General features: G+C 74.9%; 14 protein-coding genes. 5 read left to right on the plus strand and 9 right to left on the minus strand.

Annotated elements, in window-relative coordinates:
• Position 1: 1 nt before the first annotated feature.
• The 6 genes from ACFWPI_RS02425 to ACFWPI_RS02450 all read right to left on the minus strand — a co-directional run bounded on the left by ACFWPI_RS02425 (position 2) and on the right by ACFWPI_RS02450 (position 6823).
• The gene (locus ACFWPI_RS02425; protein ID WP_380381058.1) at positions 2-1066 is read right to left on the minus strand and encodes a substrate-binding domain-containing protein; all 1065 of its coding nucleotides are present in this window, start codon (positions 1064-1066) and stop codon (positions 2-4) included.
• Between the two features lie 160 nt (positions 1067-1226).
• Positions 1227-1898, minus strand: coding sequence for a response regulator (locus ACFWPI_RS02430; RefSeq protein ID WP_380381056.1), 672 nt, complete (start codon positions 1896-1898; stop codon positions 1227-1229).
• Positions 1895-3052: a sensor histidine kinase gene (locus tag ACFWPI_RS02435; protein ID WP_380424529.1), complete on the minus strand. Its 1158-nt coding sequence runs from the start codon at positions 3050-3052 to the stop codon at positions 1895-1897. Before ACFWPI_RS02435 ends, ACFWPI_RS02430 begins: the two co-directional genes overlap by 4 nt.
• 94 nt (positions 3053-3146) lie before the next feature.
• Positions 3147-4934, minus strand: coding sequence for an endo-1,4-beta-xylanase (locus ACFWPI_RS02440; protein ID WP_380377087.1), 1788 nt, complete (start codon positions 4932-4934; stop codon positions 3147-3149).
• Positions 4935-5074: 140 nt separating this feature from the next.
• A complete protein-coding gene (locus tag ACFWPI_RS02445) occupies positions 5075-5746 on the minus strand; it encodes a DUF3592 domain-containing protein (RefSeq protein WP_380377084.1) in 672 nt (223 codons plus the stop codon).
• A gap of 69 nt (positions 5747-5815) precedes the next feature.
• Complete coding sequence (locus ACFWPI_RS02450; protein WP_380377083.1) at positions 5816-6823, minus strand: LysR family transcriptional regulator; 1008 nt, start codon at positions 6821-6823, stop codon at positions 5816-5818.
• Positions 6824-7020: 197 nt separating this feature from the next.
• Here ACFWPI_RS02450 and ACFWPI_RS02455 point away from each other — a divergent pair, with 197 nt between their 5' ends.
• Positions 7021-7599 carry a DUF5994 family protein gene (locus tag ACFWPI_RS02455; RefSeq protein ID WP_380377082.1) on the plus strand — a complete coding sequence of 193 codons (579 nt, stop codon included), beginning with the start codon at positions 7021-7023 and terminating at the stop codon, positions 7597-7599.
• A gap of 29 nt (positions 7600-7628) precedes the next feature.
• On the opposite strand, the gene ACFWPI_RS02460 is transcribed toward ACFWPI_RS02455, so the two are convergent.
• Positions 7629-9500, minus strand: coding sequence for an APC family permease (locus ACFWPI_RS02460; RefSeq protein ID WP_380377092.1), 1872 nt, complete (start codon positions 9498-9500; stop codon positions 7629-7631).
• Between the two features lie 595 nt (positions 9501-10095).
• Here ACFWPI_RS02460 and ACFWPI_RS02465 point away from each other — a divergent pair.
• Together ACFWPI_RS02465 and ACFWPI_RS02470 are read left to right on the plus strand one after the other, a co-directional pair.
• The gene (locus tag ACFWPI_RS02465; RefSeq protein WP_380377079.1) at positions 10096-10587 is read left to right on the plus strand and encodes a DUF5994 family protein; all 492 of its coding nucleotides are present in this window, start codon (positions 10096-10098) and stop codon (positions 10585-10587) included.
• A gap of 57 nt (positions 10588-10644) precedes the next feature.
• Entirely contained in the window at positions 10645-10896 is a 252-nt protein-coding gene (locus ACFWPI_RS02470) for a hypothetical protein (RefSeq protein ID WP_371522086.1), read from the plus strand.
• Between the two features lie 42 nt (positions 10897-10938).
• Here ACFWPI_RS02470 and ACFWPI_RS02475 read toward each other — a convergent pair whose 3' ends face one another.
• Positions 10939-11376, minus strand: coding sequence for a ribonuclease domain-containing protein (locus ACFWPI_RS02475; protein ID WP_380377075.1), 438 nt, complete (start codon positions 11374-11376; stop codon positions 10939-10941).
• Positions 11377-11501: 125 nt separating this feature from the next.
• Here ACFWPI_RS02475 and ACFWPI_RS02480 point away from each other — a divergent pair, with 125 nt between their 5' ends.
• Complete coding sequence (locus ACFWPI_RS02480) at positions 11502-11960, plus strand: DUF2809 domain-containing protein (RefSeq protein ID WP_380424532.1); 459 nt, start codon at positions 11502-11504, stop codon at positions 11958-11960.
• A gap of 7 nt (positions 11961-11967) precedes the next feature.
• On the opposite strand, the gene ACFWPI_RS02485 is transcribed toward ACFWPI_RS02480, so the two are convergent.
• A complete protein-coding gene (locus ACFWPI_RS02485; protein WP_363373517.1) occupies positions 11968-12750 on the minus strand; it encodes an SGNH/GDSL hydrolase family protein in 783 nt (260 codons plus the stop codon).
• A gap of 220 nt (positions 12751-12970) precedes the next feature.
• On the opposite strand from ACFWPI_RS02485, the gene ACFWPI_RS02490 reads away from it, so the two are divergent.
• A complete protein-coding gene (locus tag ACFWPI_RS02490; protein ID WP_380377073.1) occupies positions 12971-13864 on the plus strand; it encodes an MBL fold metallo-hydrolase in 894 nt (297 codons plus the stop codon).
• Positions 13865-14058: the final 194 nt, after the last annotated feature.

Below are 14058 nucleotides of genomic sequence, written 5' to 3' on the forward strand. Positions count from 1 at the left end.
TTCAGCCGCCGCAGGAGGTGCGGATGCGCAGGGCCGGAAGCAGGGAGATCCGGTGCACCGGCAGGTCGGGCCCGGCGGTGAGGCGGCGCAGCAGGAGGCCGACGGCGGTCTCGCCGACCGCGCGGGTCGGCGGGGCGACGGCGGTCAGCGGCGGGGCCGCCAGGGCGGCGAACACGTCGTCGTAGGCGATCAGCGCGAGGTCGTCGGGTACCGCGAGGCCGCGGGCGCGGAGCAGCGGGAGCAGCTGGATCGCGTCCTGGTCGTTGTGGATGAGGGCGGCGCGGACGCCGTCGGACACGGCGTCGGCGATCAGCCCGGCGAGCCGGTCGGAGTCGGCGGGGCGGCCGTCGTCATCGAGGGTGTCCAGGACGGGCAGGGCGGCCAGTCCGAGCAGTCGGGTGCCGTGCTGGTAGCCGGCCCGGACCTCCCGGGCCGTCCAGGAGTCGCCGCGGGCCGCGAGCAGGACCCGGTCGTGGCCGAGGTCGGCGAAGTGGCGCAGCGCGAGGAGGACGCCCTGCCGGTGGTCCGAGCCGACGGAGTCCAGGCCGGCGCCGGGGCCCCCGTACTCGGGCGCGCCGCGTTCGACCAGGATGGCGGGCACCGGCAGGTCGTCCAGCCAGTCGTGGGCCTGCGCGGGCCGGCCCGGCAGGAGGTTGGGTGCGAGCAGCAGCCCGTCGAGGCCGGACTCCAGCAGCCGTTCGGCCTGCGTGCGGTCGTCGCGGGCCTCGTAGGGGGCGATGCCGAGGACGAGTCGGGCGCCCGCCGCCGTCGCGGCGGCCCGGGCGCCGTTGATCAGTTCGTCGAAGTACGACCCGACGGAGGGCACCAGCAGCCCGAGGGTGCGGGTCCCGCCCTCGGAGTCCGTCGGCTTCTCCGGTGTGCGCCGTACGACGAACCCGTGCGAGCGCCCCACCCGGCCGGCCTCGGCCAGCGCGGCGACGTCCCGCCGCACGGTCACCGCCGGAATGGCGAGCCGCGCCGCGAGGTCGGCGAGCCGCAGGGGCCCGCTCGCCTCGCCGACGGCCTTGAGGATCAGGTCCCGACGTTCCTCGGCCGAGATGGTCATCGCCTGTCCCCCGTACTGCTCCGAACCGCCGCTGGTTGATCGGACCATATCTTTCGATCGACTTCCGATCAAGTATGACCGCGATGCTGCACCCCGGTACCCCACCGGCCTGCCCGCGCGGGCCCGCCGTCCCCGCGGCCGCCCCGGCGTTGAGCGGTGCTCAGGCCCCCTGCCCACCCGTGCGCAGCCGTTGGAGCAGCAGGGCCGCCTGGAGTCTGCTGGCCACACCGAGCTTGGTGTTGATCCGGCTCGCGTAGGTCTTGACGGTGGAGACGGACAGCGCCAGCCGTTCGGCGACGGCCGCGTTGGGCAGGCCCTCGGAGAGGAGGTCGAGCACGGCCCGTTCCTGGTGGGTGAGGCCGGCCAGCGCCGATTCGGCGGAGGCGGGGGTGTGTCCGGCAAGGGCGCTGTCCTGTTGGAGCATCCGGGCCACCACCCGTCCGGCGACCCGGGAGGAGAGCACCGTCTCGCCGGCCGCGCAGGCCCGGATGCCCCGCAGGAGTTCGTCCGGCGGCGCGGATTTGAGCAGGTACCCGCTCGCCCCGGCGTGGAGGGCCGGGAACAGGTGCTCGTCACTGTCGAAGGTGGTGAGGATCAGGACCTTCGTTGCGCAGTCGGCGTCCGCCAGCGCGTGGAGCACGGCCGGGCCGTTGCGCCGGGGCATGTGCAGGTCGAGCAGCAGCACGTCGGGCCGGTGGTCGGCGACGGCGGCCAGCGCCTGGTCGCCGTCGGCGGCCTCCGCGACGACGGTGATGTCGGCCTCGGCCCGCAGCAGCAGTTTCAGCCCGGTGCGGACCATGGTCTCGTCGTCGGCGAGCAGGACGGTGATCACGCGGCGGCCTCGGCGGTCGTCTTCGCGGCGGTCAGCGGTAGGCGGGCCCGGACGGCGAAGCCGCCCTCGGTGGTGGGGCCGGCGTGCAGGGTGCCGCCGAGGTCGTCGGCGCGGGTGCGCATGCCGTCCAGGCCGTGGCCGCCGGAGGGCAGCCGGGGCCCGTCCGGGTCGGCCGCCGTGGCGGGGGAGCTGACGATGTCCAGGCGCAGCCCGTCCGGGTGGACCTCGACGGTGACGGCGACCTCGGCGGCCGGGGCGTGCTTGTGGGCGTTGGTCAGGGCTTCCTGGACGATCCGGTAGGTGGCGTACTGCACGGCCGGTCCGGGGGCGGGCAGTCCTTCGGCGGGGCCGGTGAGGGTGAGGTCGACGGCGAGTCCGGCCTGGCGGGACTCCTCGACCAGGGCGGGCAGTCCGTGCAGTGAGGGGCCCTGGTCGGAGGCCGGGGTGAGGACGCCGAGCAGGCCGCGCAGTTCGGTGAGGGCCTGGAGGCCGAGGGCGCGGATCAGGCCGAGGGTCTCCCGGACGGCCGTCGGGTCGTCGGCGGCCGCGACCTGGCAGGCGCCGGCGTGCAGGGTGATGAGGGAGACGCGGTTGGAGACGACGTCGTGCATCTCCCGGGCGAGCCGGGCACGTTCGGCGGCGGCGGCGCGCTCCTCGGCGTACCGGCGGGCCGCCTCCAGCAGCCGGTTGCGTTCGGCGAGCGCGGCGACGGCGCGGGCGCGCTGGTGGGCGGTGAGGCCGAGCGCGAGCGGGACGGCGCCGAAGACCAGCGGGTCCTCGATCACCGTGGCGAGGGCCGAGAGCTCGGTGAGGTCCCCCGGGTCGAACGGGTACGCCAGCCGGGCCCCGGCGAGCACCGCGAACACGGCCGGCACCCGGGTGGCGCCCCGGCGGGCGGCCAGCCCGTAGAGGGCGACGGCGAGCGGGAGCTGGCCGCCGAGCAGGGCGATCGCCGCGACCGCTGCCGGGTACCGCCGCCGGACGGCGAGGGCGAGGGCCCCGGTCGCCAGCAGCGCCGCGTTGACCGTCGGCGAGGCGGTCGGGCCGACGTCGGGGTCGTCGGCGGCGAGCGGGACGAGCACCAGGAGCGCGAGCGCGGCGGGTGCGAGGTCGGTGACCGGTCGGGGCATGCGGACGGAGAGGCTCAGCAGCATCGCTGCGGGGTTCGATTCGGACGGCTGAGCGGTTTCCCGGCTGGTCGGACGAGGCATGGGGGCATGCTTCCACACCCCGGTGACGCGGAGATGATCACCCGGCGGCCGTGAGTGCGCCCCGGACCGCAGCGACGGCGGGCTTCGGCTTCAGCCCGGTGTCCCACATCAGCTCGTCCCCCGGGGCGATCGGGTAGCTGTCGTGAGCGGCGGTCGAACCGTACCGGTCGGTCACGCCCCAGGTGCCGTACGAGGTGCACGAGGGGGTCTGTGCGCAGACCTTGGCGACCAGGGCGAACTGCCCGGCCTGCGCCTCGCGGTCCTCACCGTGCACGTCGATCTCGGAGATCCTTACGGACAGCCCGAGTTCGGCGAGTGCCCGGAAGTGGCCGGCCAGCACGGCGGGATCGACGTGGTCGTCGGTCTCGTGGACGTGCGCCTGGAAGCCGACCCCGTCCAGCGGGACGCCGCGCTGCTTGAGCCGCTTGACCAGGGCGAGGAAGGCGTCCCAGCGGGGGCCGTCGCTCTCCAGGCCGAACTCGTTGACGTACAGCTTGGCGTCGGGGTCGGCGGTGCGAGCGGCCCGGAACGCCTTGTCGATGTACTGCTCGCCCATCGCCTGCTGCCACACGTGCCGGCGCAGGCCGCTCCGGCCCGGGCCGTAGTCCTCGTCCTGGACGGACATCGGCTCGTTGACCACGTCCCACTCGGCCACCCGGCCCTTGAAGTGCCCGGCGACACCGGTGACATGGCTCGTCATCACCTCCTCGCGCCGTTCGGTGGGAGTCTCCCGCATCCAGCGCGGGAGCGCCTCGCCGAAGACCAGGGTGTGGGCGTGCACCCGCATGCCGTTGGCGTCGGCGAACTCCACCAGGCTGTCGCCCCCGGTGAAGTCGAAGACGCCGGGCTGCGGCTGGACGAACTGCGGCTTCAGGTCGTTCTCGGGAGTCAGCACGGAGAACTGCCCGGCCACCAGCTCCCGGTAGGCGGGGTCGGCGGCCAGCGGCGCCGAGGCGACGGCCGTGCCGACGCCGAGCGGGCGGGGGCGGGCGGCGGCGAGGGCGCGCAGGGAGTCGGGGGCGGCGGCGCGCCGGTCCGTGGGCCGGGCGGTGTCCACGACGGTGACCTCTCCGCCGTCCAGCGGGCGCGCCCGGAGGGCGGCGAGCCGCCAGCCCTGGCCGCCGAGCGCCGCGTCCGCGCCGAACCAGACCTGCGAGGAGGCGAACGCGCCGGAGGCGGGCAGCTCGCCGAGTGCCGTGTCACCGGCGCGGAAGGACAGGACGTCGCCGTGCCGGGCCAGGACGAGCGTGAAGTCGTCCGGCAGTCCGGAGCCGAACGTCCGGGTCACGGCCGGAGCGGCCTTGGCGCCGTCGAACACGGCCACCTCCAGCCGGCCGTCGACCACGCCGAGTCGGACGCTGCGCCGCTCTTGGCGCCACTCGTCGTAGACGACCGGCAGCTCGCCGTACAGCTGGAGGTAGGCGGCGGCGTGCGCGGTGCCGCGCAGTTCCGCGGTGAGTTCGAAGTCGCCGCCCACCTCCAGGTGCGGGCCGTGCAGGTTGACCGGCGGGTTGGGCTGTCCGCCGGTGCCGTCCTGTTTGACGATCATCCGGCCGAGCGGCCGGATGCGAACCCCGTCGGCCCCGGCGGTGGCCCCGGCGAAGTGCGACCAGTCGTGGCCGCCGAGCAGGTCTGCGCCTCGGACCGGATCGGCCGGGGCCGCCGGATCCGTGGTCGGGCCCGCTGCCGGCCTGGTGGCGCCCGTCGTCGCGCCGTCGCGGTTCTCGACGCCGGGTTCGCAACCGATCAGGACGAGGACACCCGAGAGGGCGAGCGAGGTGAGAGCGGCGACCCGGATGGGAACGTCGGCGGGCTTCACGGACACGGGAACTCCTGACGGGGCTTTCGACTGGTTCGTCTTCGACCCTAGGAGGCGGAAGAGGGCGTTCCGGTCGGCTCGGAGGCGGAGATCGGGATGGTCCTTTGGTTGACACCCGTACCCGCCGGGCCCGCCTCGGCGCGGCGTCAGTAGTTCGCGGCCTCCTCCAGGACCCACCAGACGCACAGGCTGAACGGGATGCCGAGCCCGCCCACGACGACCGCGATCCACAGTGGCCAGTAGCCGCCGTCGGTGACGGGATCCCGTTGCGGGTGGGCGGGATCGATCCGTACGTCGACCCGGTGCCCGTCGGGCCACTGCACGTCCGTGCCCTCGGCGGCGCGGTACTCGTGCCCGTCCGCCGTCCAGAGGAAGGTGCACTCGGTGCTGGTGTCACCGCTGCTGTGGCAGCCGGTGACGGTGGCGGACACCCGCAGCGTGGCGTGCAGGTCGCGGTCGTGCTCGTGGAACCAGCCGCTGAGGGAGAAGGCGAAGCAGCCGGCGAAGGCGCAGACCATCAGGGCGAGCATGGCGGCGTGGAACAGGGCGGAGGCGGAGCCGGAGCGCGGGCTCTCGCCCAGGGCTAGCCGCACCGGCGAGGCCAGCGCCGCGAGTGCCGCCGCACCGGCCGCGCCGATCCAGCCGGCGTACCAGGGCGTGGATCCCCACGACGTGCAGGCCGTCGTCACCGCGCCGACCAGCGTGGTGGCCCAGGCCGCCCGTTGGAGCAGGCGCGTGGCGGCGCGCGCCCGGCGGCGCAGCCCGCCGGAGGGGGTAGGAGGAGGGGCGGGGGGTCGCTCGTCCGCGATGGTGGTCACCCGGCCACGCTGGCAGAGGGCCGGGCCGGGCACCAGCAAGCGGCGCTCACCCCCGGCGTTCAGCAGTGCTTACGGTGTCCCGGCGTGCGGGCCGGCGGGTGCGCTCGGCTCGCTGGGGTCGACCAGGTGGCCGTTCACGCGCGGCTCACTCTCGGTCAGGCCCTGGGCCGCCAGCCGCTCGCTCGCCGCCAGCAGTGCGCTCTGCAGCGCCTCGGCCGCCGCCCGCACCGCCGGCGGCGCCCCCCACGGTCCGGTGCGGCGCAGCAGGCGCACCAGGTAGGCGCCCGGCACCGGCAGCGTGGTGACGGTGCCGGCGGCCGGGCCGATCAGGGCGGCGGCGTTCGCGGGCAGGATCGCCGCGCCCAGACGGGCGGCGAGCATGGTGTAGACGGCGAAGCGGTAGCGGGCGGTGTGCTCGACCAGGGGCACGATGTCGTGCCGGGCGGCCAGGCGTCGGAAGGCCAGCTGCCGGGGTGAGCCGGCCGGGGCGGCGATCCAGGGGCGGCCGGACAGCTGGGCGGGGTCGGTGGGCGGGGTCCAGTCGGAGGGGACGACCAGGCGGTAGGCGTCCTCGAACATGACGCTCGCCTCGACGCCGGGCGGCAGCGGGGTGGGCTCCTGCCGGTCGTCCTCGATGACCAGGACGTCCAGTTCGCCCAGGCGCAGCGCGCGCAGGCCCTCCTGCCGTCCGGTCTCCACCAGGCGGGGGGCCAGGTCGGGGTGGGTGCGGGCGAGCAGGTGGACGGCGGTGGTGGCGAAGAACGTGATGGCGGGCGGCGGCACGCCGATGGCGACCGGGCCGGTGGCGGCGGCGCCGAGTGCGCGCAGGTCGCGGGCGGCGTCCTGGAGCGCCTGGCCGATCCGGTCGCCGTAGCCCGCCAACAGGCGGCCGGCGGCGGTCAGTTCGGCCCGTCCGCCGGTGCGGTCCACCAGGGGGACGCCGACCTCGCGTTCCAGCCGGCCCAGTTGCTGGGACACCGCGGAGGGGGTGTGGCCCAGCGCACGCGAGGCGCCCGCCACGCTGCCGGCGTCGGCGATCCGGCGCAGGATCAGCAGCCTCTTCGGGTCGAGTTCCACCGCTGTGCCGCCCTTTCGCCGCGCCCGGGGTCGAGGACGCCCATCCTGGCAGACCATACGAGGTCCGGGCCTGGCGGAGAGTAGCCTGGACATCACCGAAGGCACCTCGCATGCCGGGCAAGACAACTGGCGTCGTCTCCGGCGAACGGCGATGCCGGATCCGGCCCGAGGCCGGGTCCGGGGACAGGTCTTCGATCATGACCACGACCCTCGATCGCGCGATGACGCCCACCGCCCCGGAACCCGCAGCACGGCTCTCCCGGGTACCCGAGGGCACCCGGCCCGGTCGGCTGGACGGCGCCTGGTGGCCCCGCTCGCGTGACCTTCTCCTCGAACTCCCCTCCCTCGCCGCCGCATTGGACGGTCCGTGGGGGCGGGTCACCCGGGTCACCGTGAACCCCGCGCAGTGGCCGACCGTCCCGCACCGGGCCCCGGTCGCCGGGCACACCGTCCACGTGGGCTGGTTCACCATCGAGCAGGACGAGCACCTGATCGTGGTCTGCTCGTACGCTCCGTTGCGGCTGAACCTGCTGGTCGTACCACCGGAGACGGACGCCGTCACCGCCGAGCGGCTGATGTCGCGGGCGGCCGACCCCGCCGACAGCCGGACCGCGAGCGAACTGCTCGCCCCGGAGCCGGGCCGCGGCGCGACCGGACCGGAACCCGGTACCGACGTCCTGCCCTCGGCGCTCGTGCCCGCCACCGGCGAGGGCGAGGTCGGCCGGCGGGCGGACGTCGCCCGAAGCCGCGCCGCCTCCTGGCCCGCCGGCGCGTAGCGGTCCGGGTGCGGACACCCGGACAGGCCTCAGACGTGGAAGGGGACGGTGGTGACGACGATCTTCGGCAGCGGGCGGAGCGCCCTGCGCAGGCGGGGGGCGAGCCGGTTGTGCAGGAGGCGGTGGCGCCGGTGCCGTACGACGATCTCCGGGAGGACGACGGTCAGGGTGAGGTCCGGGCGCTGGTCGTGCAGGGACTCGATGTAGTTGACCAGGGGCGCGACGATCGTGCGGTAGGGGGAGAGGAGGATCTTCAGGGGCAGGTGGTCGCCCCACAGGTTCCAGTACGCGCGGAAGCGCCGGGCCTCCTCCTCGCTGGCGCTGATGTGCAGGGCGAGGACGGGCTGGCGGAGCGAGGCGGCGTAGGCGAGGGCGCGCATGCCGGCCAGGTCCAGTGCGGCGATCGGCACGATCAGCAGGGGGTGGATCTCCTCGGGAGTCTCCTCGCTCTCGGCCTCGCTCTCGGCCTCGCTCTCCGCCTCGCGCTCACCCTCCGCTTTCGCCTCCGCGGAGGGTGCGGGCGCGCCGTCCCGTGGGCGCGGCCGGGTGAGGGCCCGGCCGGGGACCTCGACGGCGTGCGGGTGCAGGGCGAGCGCCGCGGCGACCTGCTCGTAGTGGTGCCGGATCCTGGTGGCCACCAGGATGAACAGGCCCACCACGAGCGCGGCGAACCACGCGCCCGAGGTGAACTTGGTGATCGCGGCGGTGACGAGCACGACCGCCGAGAGCAGCGCGCCGACGGCGTTGAAGATCAGACTCTTGCGCCAGTGGCGGTCGCGCAGGCGCCACCAGTGCACGACCATCCCGGTCTGCGACAGCGTGAAGGCGAGGAACACGCCGACCGCGTACAGCGGGATCAGCGGCGCCGTCATGCCGTCGAACGCCGCGTAGATCGCGGCCGCGGCGACCGAGAGCACGACGATGCCGTTGCTGAAGGCCAGCCGGTCGCCCAGCCGTAGGAAGATCCGCGGCGCCTGGTTGTCGCGTGCCAGGAGGTAGAGGACGCGGGGGAAGTCGTTGTAGGCGGTGTTGGCCGCCAGGAGCAGGATCGCGGCCGTGGCGGCCTGGGTGAAGACGTAGCCGAAGCCCGGGCCGAAGGCGCGGTGGGCGAGTTGCGACAGCACCGTCTCCTGGGCGTCGGGGACGACGCCGTCGAGGTGGACCAGCGCGACCGTGCCGGCGAAGAGCACGATCAGCAGGCCGACCATCCAGGTCAGGGTGGTACGGGCGTTGCGCCACTCGGTGGGCTGGAAGGCCGGGACGGCGTTGGAGATCGCCTCGATGCCGGTCATCGCCGTCGAGCCGGAGGCGAAGGCGCGCAGGACCAGGAGTACGCCGACCCCCTCGGTCGCGGTCGACTGCGGAGTGGCGGTGGGTTGGAAGCCGTGGCCGGCCGCGTCGTACAGGCCGAAGGCGATGAGGGCGAGGACGGCGAGGACGAAGGCGTAGGTCGGTGCGGCGAACAGGACGCCCGCCTGCCGTACGCCGCGCAGGTTCCCGGCGAGCAGCACGCCGATCACGGCGAGGCCGATCGGCACGACGTCGCCCCGCAGCGAGGGGACCGCCGAGGTGACGGCCTCCATGCCGGAGGCGATCGAGACCGCGACCGTGAGGATGTAGTCCGTCAGCAGACCGGCGGCCGCCGCCAGCCCGGGGAGGCGGCCGAGGTTCGCGGTGGCGACGATGTACGAGCCGCCGCCGTGCGGGTAGGCGCGGATCGTCTGACGGTAGGACACCCCGACCGCCAGCATCAGGAACGCGATCGTCGCGGCGATGGGGACCGAGTAGCGCAGGCCGGCGGTGCCCGCCAGGACCAGGACGGCCAGCATCGCCTCGGGCCCGTAGGCGACGGACGAGAGCGCGTCGGCGGAGAGCACCGGCAGCGCCACCAGCTTGCGCATCCGCTCGTGCGCGATCGCGGTACTGCGCAGCGGGGCCCCGAGCAGCACGTGCCTGACCCCGGCGCCCGCCCGGCCGAGTCGGGAGGTCGGGGTGTCCTTGCCGCCCGCCTCGACCGGCGGCTGCCCGCCGACCGTGGCCACCCGCACGAAGCGGCCGAAGCGCACCGGCCGGATCTCGGAGGAGGCCGGAAAGCGGCCGAGCTCCGGGTCCACCGGCAGCGCCCGGCGCCACGCCTGCGGATCCCCGGCCGCCCGGCCCCATTCCCGGCCCACCCGGCGCAGTACCCCGACCTGTTGCCGGTCGAGGACCGGCAGCGTGGCGTCGGGACTGGGTGCGCCGCTCGCCCCGGCGCCACCGCCGTCATTCTTCGTATTCGACACGACACACAGTGTTACGCATCGCGGCTCCCGGTGGCGCGGGGCCGACGCCGGGTCGTCGAGCAGGGCCGTCCCTCCCGTGCAGGCGTCCGCCGGCGCCCGTTCGGCCCCGGTGCGGTCGGAGTACCGTGGGAGGGCGGGGCGGCCCAGTTGCCGGAACCGAAGAGTCGGCCCCGTTCAGCGGGCCCGATCCGCGCCCGCGGAGAGGCGGCGAGCCATGTCGGACGATGCCGGTGCCCCGCACTCAGGGCTTCTGCCGGACCGCTTCCGGCAGGCGGTGAAACCGGGGACGGTCCTGCTGCGCCTGGAGACCACGCGGTCCCGCGAGGGCGCACTCGATGGCGCCTGGTGGCCGCGGTCACGGAACATCGGCGCCGAACTGCCCGGCCTGGTCGGCGCGTTGACCGAACACCTCGGCCCCGTGGTGAGCGTGGGCCTGGACGCGGACGCCTGGGACGAGGTGCCGGCCCGGATCGTCGTCGACGGCCGGTCGGTGCGCATCGACCGGTATCCGGTCGGCGACGACACGGTGATCGTCACGCGGGGCGACCGCGATCACTTCAGTCTGCTCGTGGTTCCGCCGCAGGCGGGCCGGGAAGCGGCCCTGGCCTCGATGGCCCGCGCGGTCCGGGCCGGCGGCACCGACTCGGCGCGGCAGATCCTCCTGGACACCGGCATCGGTTCCGAGCCCACGACCGAACTGCACTGACCGGACTGCACAGACCGGACAGCACCGAGGAGCGGCCCCGGGCCGGAGGAGGTCAGGATGCGGCACTACCGATGGGTCCTGGAGACCCAGGACGACGACGGCCACTGGGCCCGGCAGGGCGGCGAGCCCATGCCGAACCCCCTGGAGTACGACGGGCCGCCCCAGCAGGCCGCCAACCACGTCCGCGAGGTGTTCGTGCGCACGCTGTCCCGACCGGCCCCGGGGCCCCGGGCGGTCAGGGTCCGGGTCTGGGGCGGGTCCGACGCCGTCGGCGAGCCCGAGGCCGAGACCGAGTGGTCACGCGAGTGACGTGCCCGGGCCCGGCCTGCGGGTGGTGTCCGTGGGGTCGGATCAGGAGCATCCCGAGCCGATCTCGCGGAAGTTGGCGTAGTGGTCGTCGCTGTACCAGACGTGCTGGGTGGCGGGGTCGCGCACCAGGCGTTCGGCGTCGCGGTGCTGGCCGGGCGAGCGCGGGTTGACGTCGTACTCGCGGTAGTGGCCGTCCTGGGGGAGGTCGCCGCTGCGGTTGCCGTAGACGTTGCTGCCGCGGATCACGAAGGGGGAGTCGGCCACCGGGTAGTCCCGAGGGGCGTTCGCGGTCGGCCAGTGCAGGTCGTGCCAGATCTGGCACGCCTCCTCGACCTGAGGCGGGAACTGGTCGACGGGCAGCGGGGGTTCGAGGATGCCGCGGACGATCCGCGGCGCGGGGTGGGCCGCGGGGACGGCGGCGCCGGCCGGGGCGGCGGAGGGAGCGGCGGCGGCCGTCAGGAACAGGGCGGCGGCGGCCATGCGGAGCAGGCTTCGGTGTGCGGTCACGCAGCGGCCAACGACGCCCGGGCGTCACGGATGCGCGAAGTCGCCCGTCCGGACCAGCCCCGGCACCGGACGCCGGTGGCCGGCGGGCGGGTCGTAGGGTGGGGCGGGTGGATGATCTCTGGGGGCGCCTGCGGGTACGGGCGGTGCCGCTGCTGGCGGCCGGGGCGACGGTGGCGGCCGGGCTGGGCGTGCGGGCCGGGCTGGGCGGGGACGTCGCCAAGTACGCCGGGGACGCGCTCTACGCGGTGCTGGTGTACGCGCTGGTGGTGCTGGTCGCGCCCCGTGTTCGACCGGGGCGGGCGGTGGTGGTGGCGGCGGGACTGAGCTGGGCGGTGGAGCTGTTCCAGATCACTGGTGTGCCCGACGAGTTGGGGCGGCGCAGCGGGCTGGTCCGGCTGGTGCTGGGCTCGACGTTCAACCCGCCGGACCTGTTCTGGTACCTGGTCGGCGCCGCGTTCGCCGCGCTGGTGCACCGGGTGCTGCGGACCGCGAAGGCCGCGTGGACCGCAAGGGCCGCAAGGGCTGCGAGGAGGACCGCAGCGCCCGGTGCCGCCTGACGCGACGTCAGAGCGGAAGCAGATCAGGCCGCTTGGCCTCGACGTGGTCCCCCGAGGACTCCCCGCGCAGCCGTCGGCCGACCCAGGGCAGCAGGTACTCGCGGGCCCACTGGAGGTTCTCGCGCCGCTGGTCGGCGGCGGACAGCTCCGGGGTGGTCGGCCAGGGCGCCTCCGGGTCCTGCTCGGTGCGCAGCCCCAGGGAACGGGCGGCCAGCAGGGCGACCCGCTGGTGGCCTTCGGGGGAGAGGTGCAGCCGGTCCTCGCTCCAGGCCCGGCGGTCCTGGACGGCGCGCAGCGACCACAGGTCGGCCACCTTGCAGCCGTTGCGGTCGGCGACCGCCCGCATGTGCCCGTTGTACGTGGCGATCTTGCCGCGCAGGTGCTTGAACAGCGGCACGTCCCGGGTGTCGAAGCCGGTGCAGATCAGCACCGTCCCGGCGGAGGCGGTGAGTTGGACGATGGCCGCCTCGAAGCGCTCGGCGACCTCGTCCGGGTCGCTGCCGGGCCGCAGGATGTCGTTGCCGCCGGCGCAGAAGGTGGCCAGGTCGGGCTGGAGCCGGCGGACCTGCGGCACCTGCTCGGCCATGATCTGGTCCAGCAGTCGGCCGCGCACCGCCAGGTTGGCGTAGCGGAACCCGCCCGGCGGCCTTCCGTCGGCGAGCAGCCCGGCCAGGCGGTCGGCCCAGCCGGCGAAGGCGCCGTCGGCACCGGGGTCGTTCAGGCCCTCGGTGAAGCTGTCGCCGAGGGCGGCATACGAACTGAGGTCAAGGGTCTCCTGGAGGTTCGGCATGAAGGAGATAGTTCACCCATTCAAGTGACCTACGCCACCGTAGGTGACCCCGGCGGTACGTGAGATGGGCCACGTGCCCCACCCGGAATACAGCCGGAGTGCAGAGCGGCGGCCCCCGGAAACCACAAGATCCCGCCCCCCTTCCGCTTTTGGGCCCGCCCGGCCGATGCTCGAAGGGCGCGGCCGGCCCGGCCGCCGTCCTTCCAGGGGGAAGACATCCATGGCTCTGAATCCGACCTCCGGCCTGCCCGGGCAGTGGTCCGTCGACGACCGCTGCACCAACTGCGACGTGGCCCGGCAGCTCGCGCCAGGACTGATCCGTGAGCGCGCCGGCCGCTCCGAGCTGGTCCGCCAGCCGCGCGACGAGGCCGAGCACGGCCAGCTGCTCGCCGCCGCCCACGCCTGCCCCACCCGCTCCATCCGGCCGGGCACCGGCCCGCTCGACCCGGCCACCGACCCCTTCCCGCTGGCCCTCGACGACGGCCTGCTGCTGCTCGGCCACAACTCCCGCCACAACGCCGGGGCCAACTCCTACCTCTGCCGCCGACCCACGGGCTGGCTGATGGTCGACACGCCCCGCTACGCCGAGCCGCTCGCGGCCCGGTACGAGGCCCTCGGCCCGGTCACCGACATCCTGCTGACGCACCGCGACCACGCGGCGCACGGTCGGGCGTACGCCGACCGGCTCGGCGCCCGGCTCTGGATCCACGAGGGCGACCTGGACGCCGCGCCCGACGCCGACCGGGTGCTGCACGGCGTCGAACCGGTGGAGGTCGCCCCCGGCGTCACCGCCCACCCCTTCCCGGGCCACACCCGCGGCAGCGTGCTGTACCTGGTCGACGAGCGGTACTGCTTCACCGGCGACACCCTGTACTGGTCCCGCACCACCGGTGACCTGGAGGTGTACGACACCGTCACCTGGTACTCGATCGAGGAGCTCTCCGCCTCGCTGGACCGCAGCCTGGACGCGCTGCGCTTCGAGTGGCTGCTGCCCGGCCACGGCCAGCGGCACCGGATGCCCGCCGAGGAGGCGGCGGCCCGGCTGCGGGCGCTCGCTGACCGCTGTCGGGGTCTGCGGCCCGCGCCGGTGGACTTCGGCGCGGTCCGCTGGTGACGGTCTGCTGGTGACGGCCCGCTCGTGACGTTCGGCGCGGCCTGCCGGTGACGCTCGACGCGGTCCGCCCCGACGGTGCTCGACGCGGTCCGCCCCCATGGCGCTCGGCCGCGCGTGCGCCGGAGCCCGCGCCGGGTGCGCGGGGGCCTGCGCCCGCCGGGGGCGCCCGCGCGGGTGTGCGAACAGCCCTGCCG

The organism is Kitasatospora sp. NPDC058492, from assembly GCF_042720685.1.
Lineage (GTDB): Bacteria > Actinomycetota > Actinomycetes > Streptomycetales > Streptomycetaceae > Kitasatospora.

Bases quoted from the DNA above. Each gene is read 5' to 3' on its own strand.
- ACFWPI_RS02425 (WP_380381058.1), bottom strand. From the start codon at position 1,066: ATGACCATCTCGGCCGAGGAACGTCGGGACCTGATCCTCAAGGCCGTC.
- ACFWPI_RS02485 (WP_363373517.1), bottom strand. From the start codon at position 12,750: ATGCCGAACCTCCAGGAGACCCTTGACCTCAGTTCGTATGCCGCCCTC.
- ACFWPI_RS02465 (WP_380377079.1), top strand. From the start codon at position 10,096: ATGTCGGACGATGCCGGTGCCCCGCACTCAGGGCTTCTGCCGGACCGC.
- ACFWPI_RS02470 (WP_371522086.1), top strand. From the start codon at position 10,645: ATGCGGCACTACCGATGGGTCCTGGAGACCCAGGACGACGACGGCCAC.
- ACFWPI_RS02490 (WP_380377073.1), top strand. From the start codon at position 12,971: ATGGCTCTGAATCCGACCTCCGGCCTGCCCGGGCAGTGGTCCGTCGAC.
- ACFWPI_RS02435 (WP_380424529.1), bottom strand. From the start codon at position 3,052: ATGCTGCTGAGCCTCTCCGTCCGCATGCCCCGACCGGTCACCGACCTC.
- ACFWPI_RS02475 (WP_380377075.1), bottom strand. From the start codon at position 11,376: ATGGCCGCCGCCGCCCTGTTCCTGACGGCCGCCGCCGCTCCCTCCGCC.
- ACFWPI_RS02460 (WP_380377092.1), bottom strand. From the start codon at position 9,500: ATGCGCAAGCTGGTGGCGCTGCCGGTGCTCTCCGCCGACGCGCTCTCG.
- ACFWPI_RS02455 (WP_380377082.1), top strand. From the start codon at position 7,021: ATGACCACGACCCTCGATCGCGCGATGACGCCCACCGCCCCGGAACCC.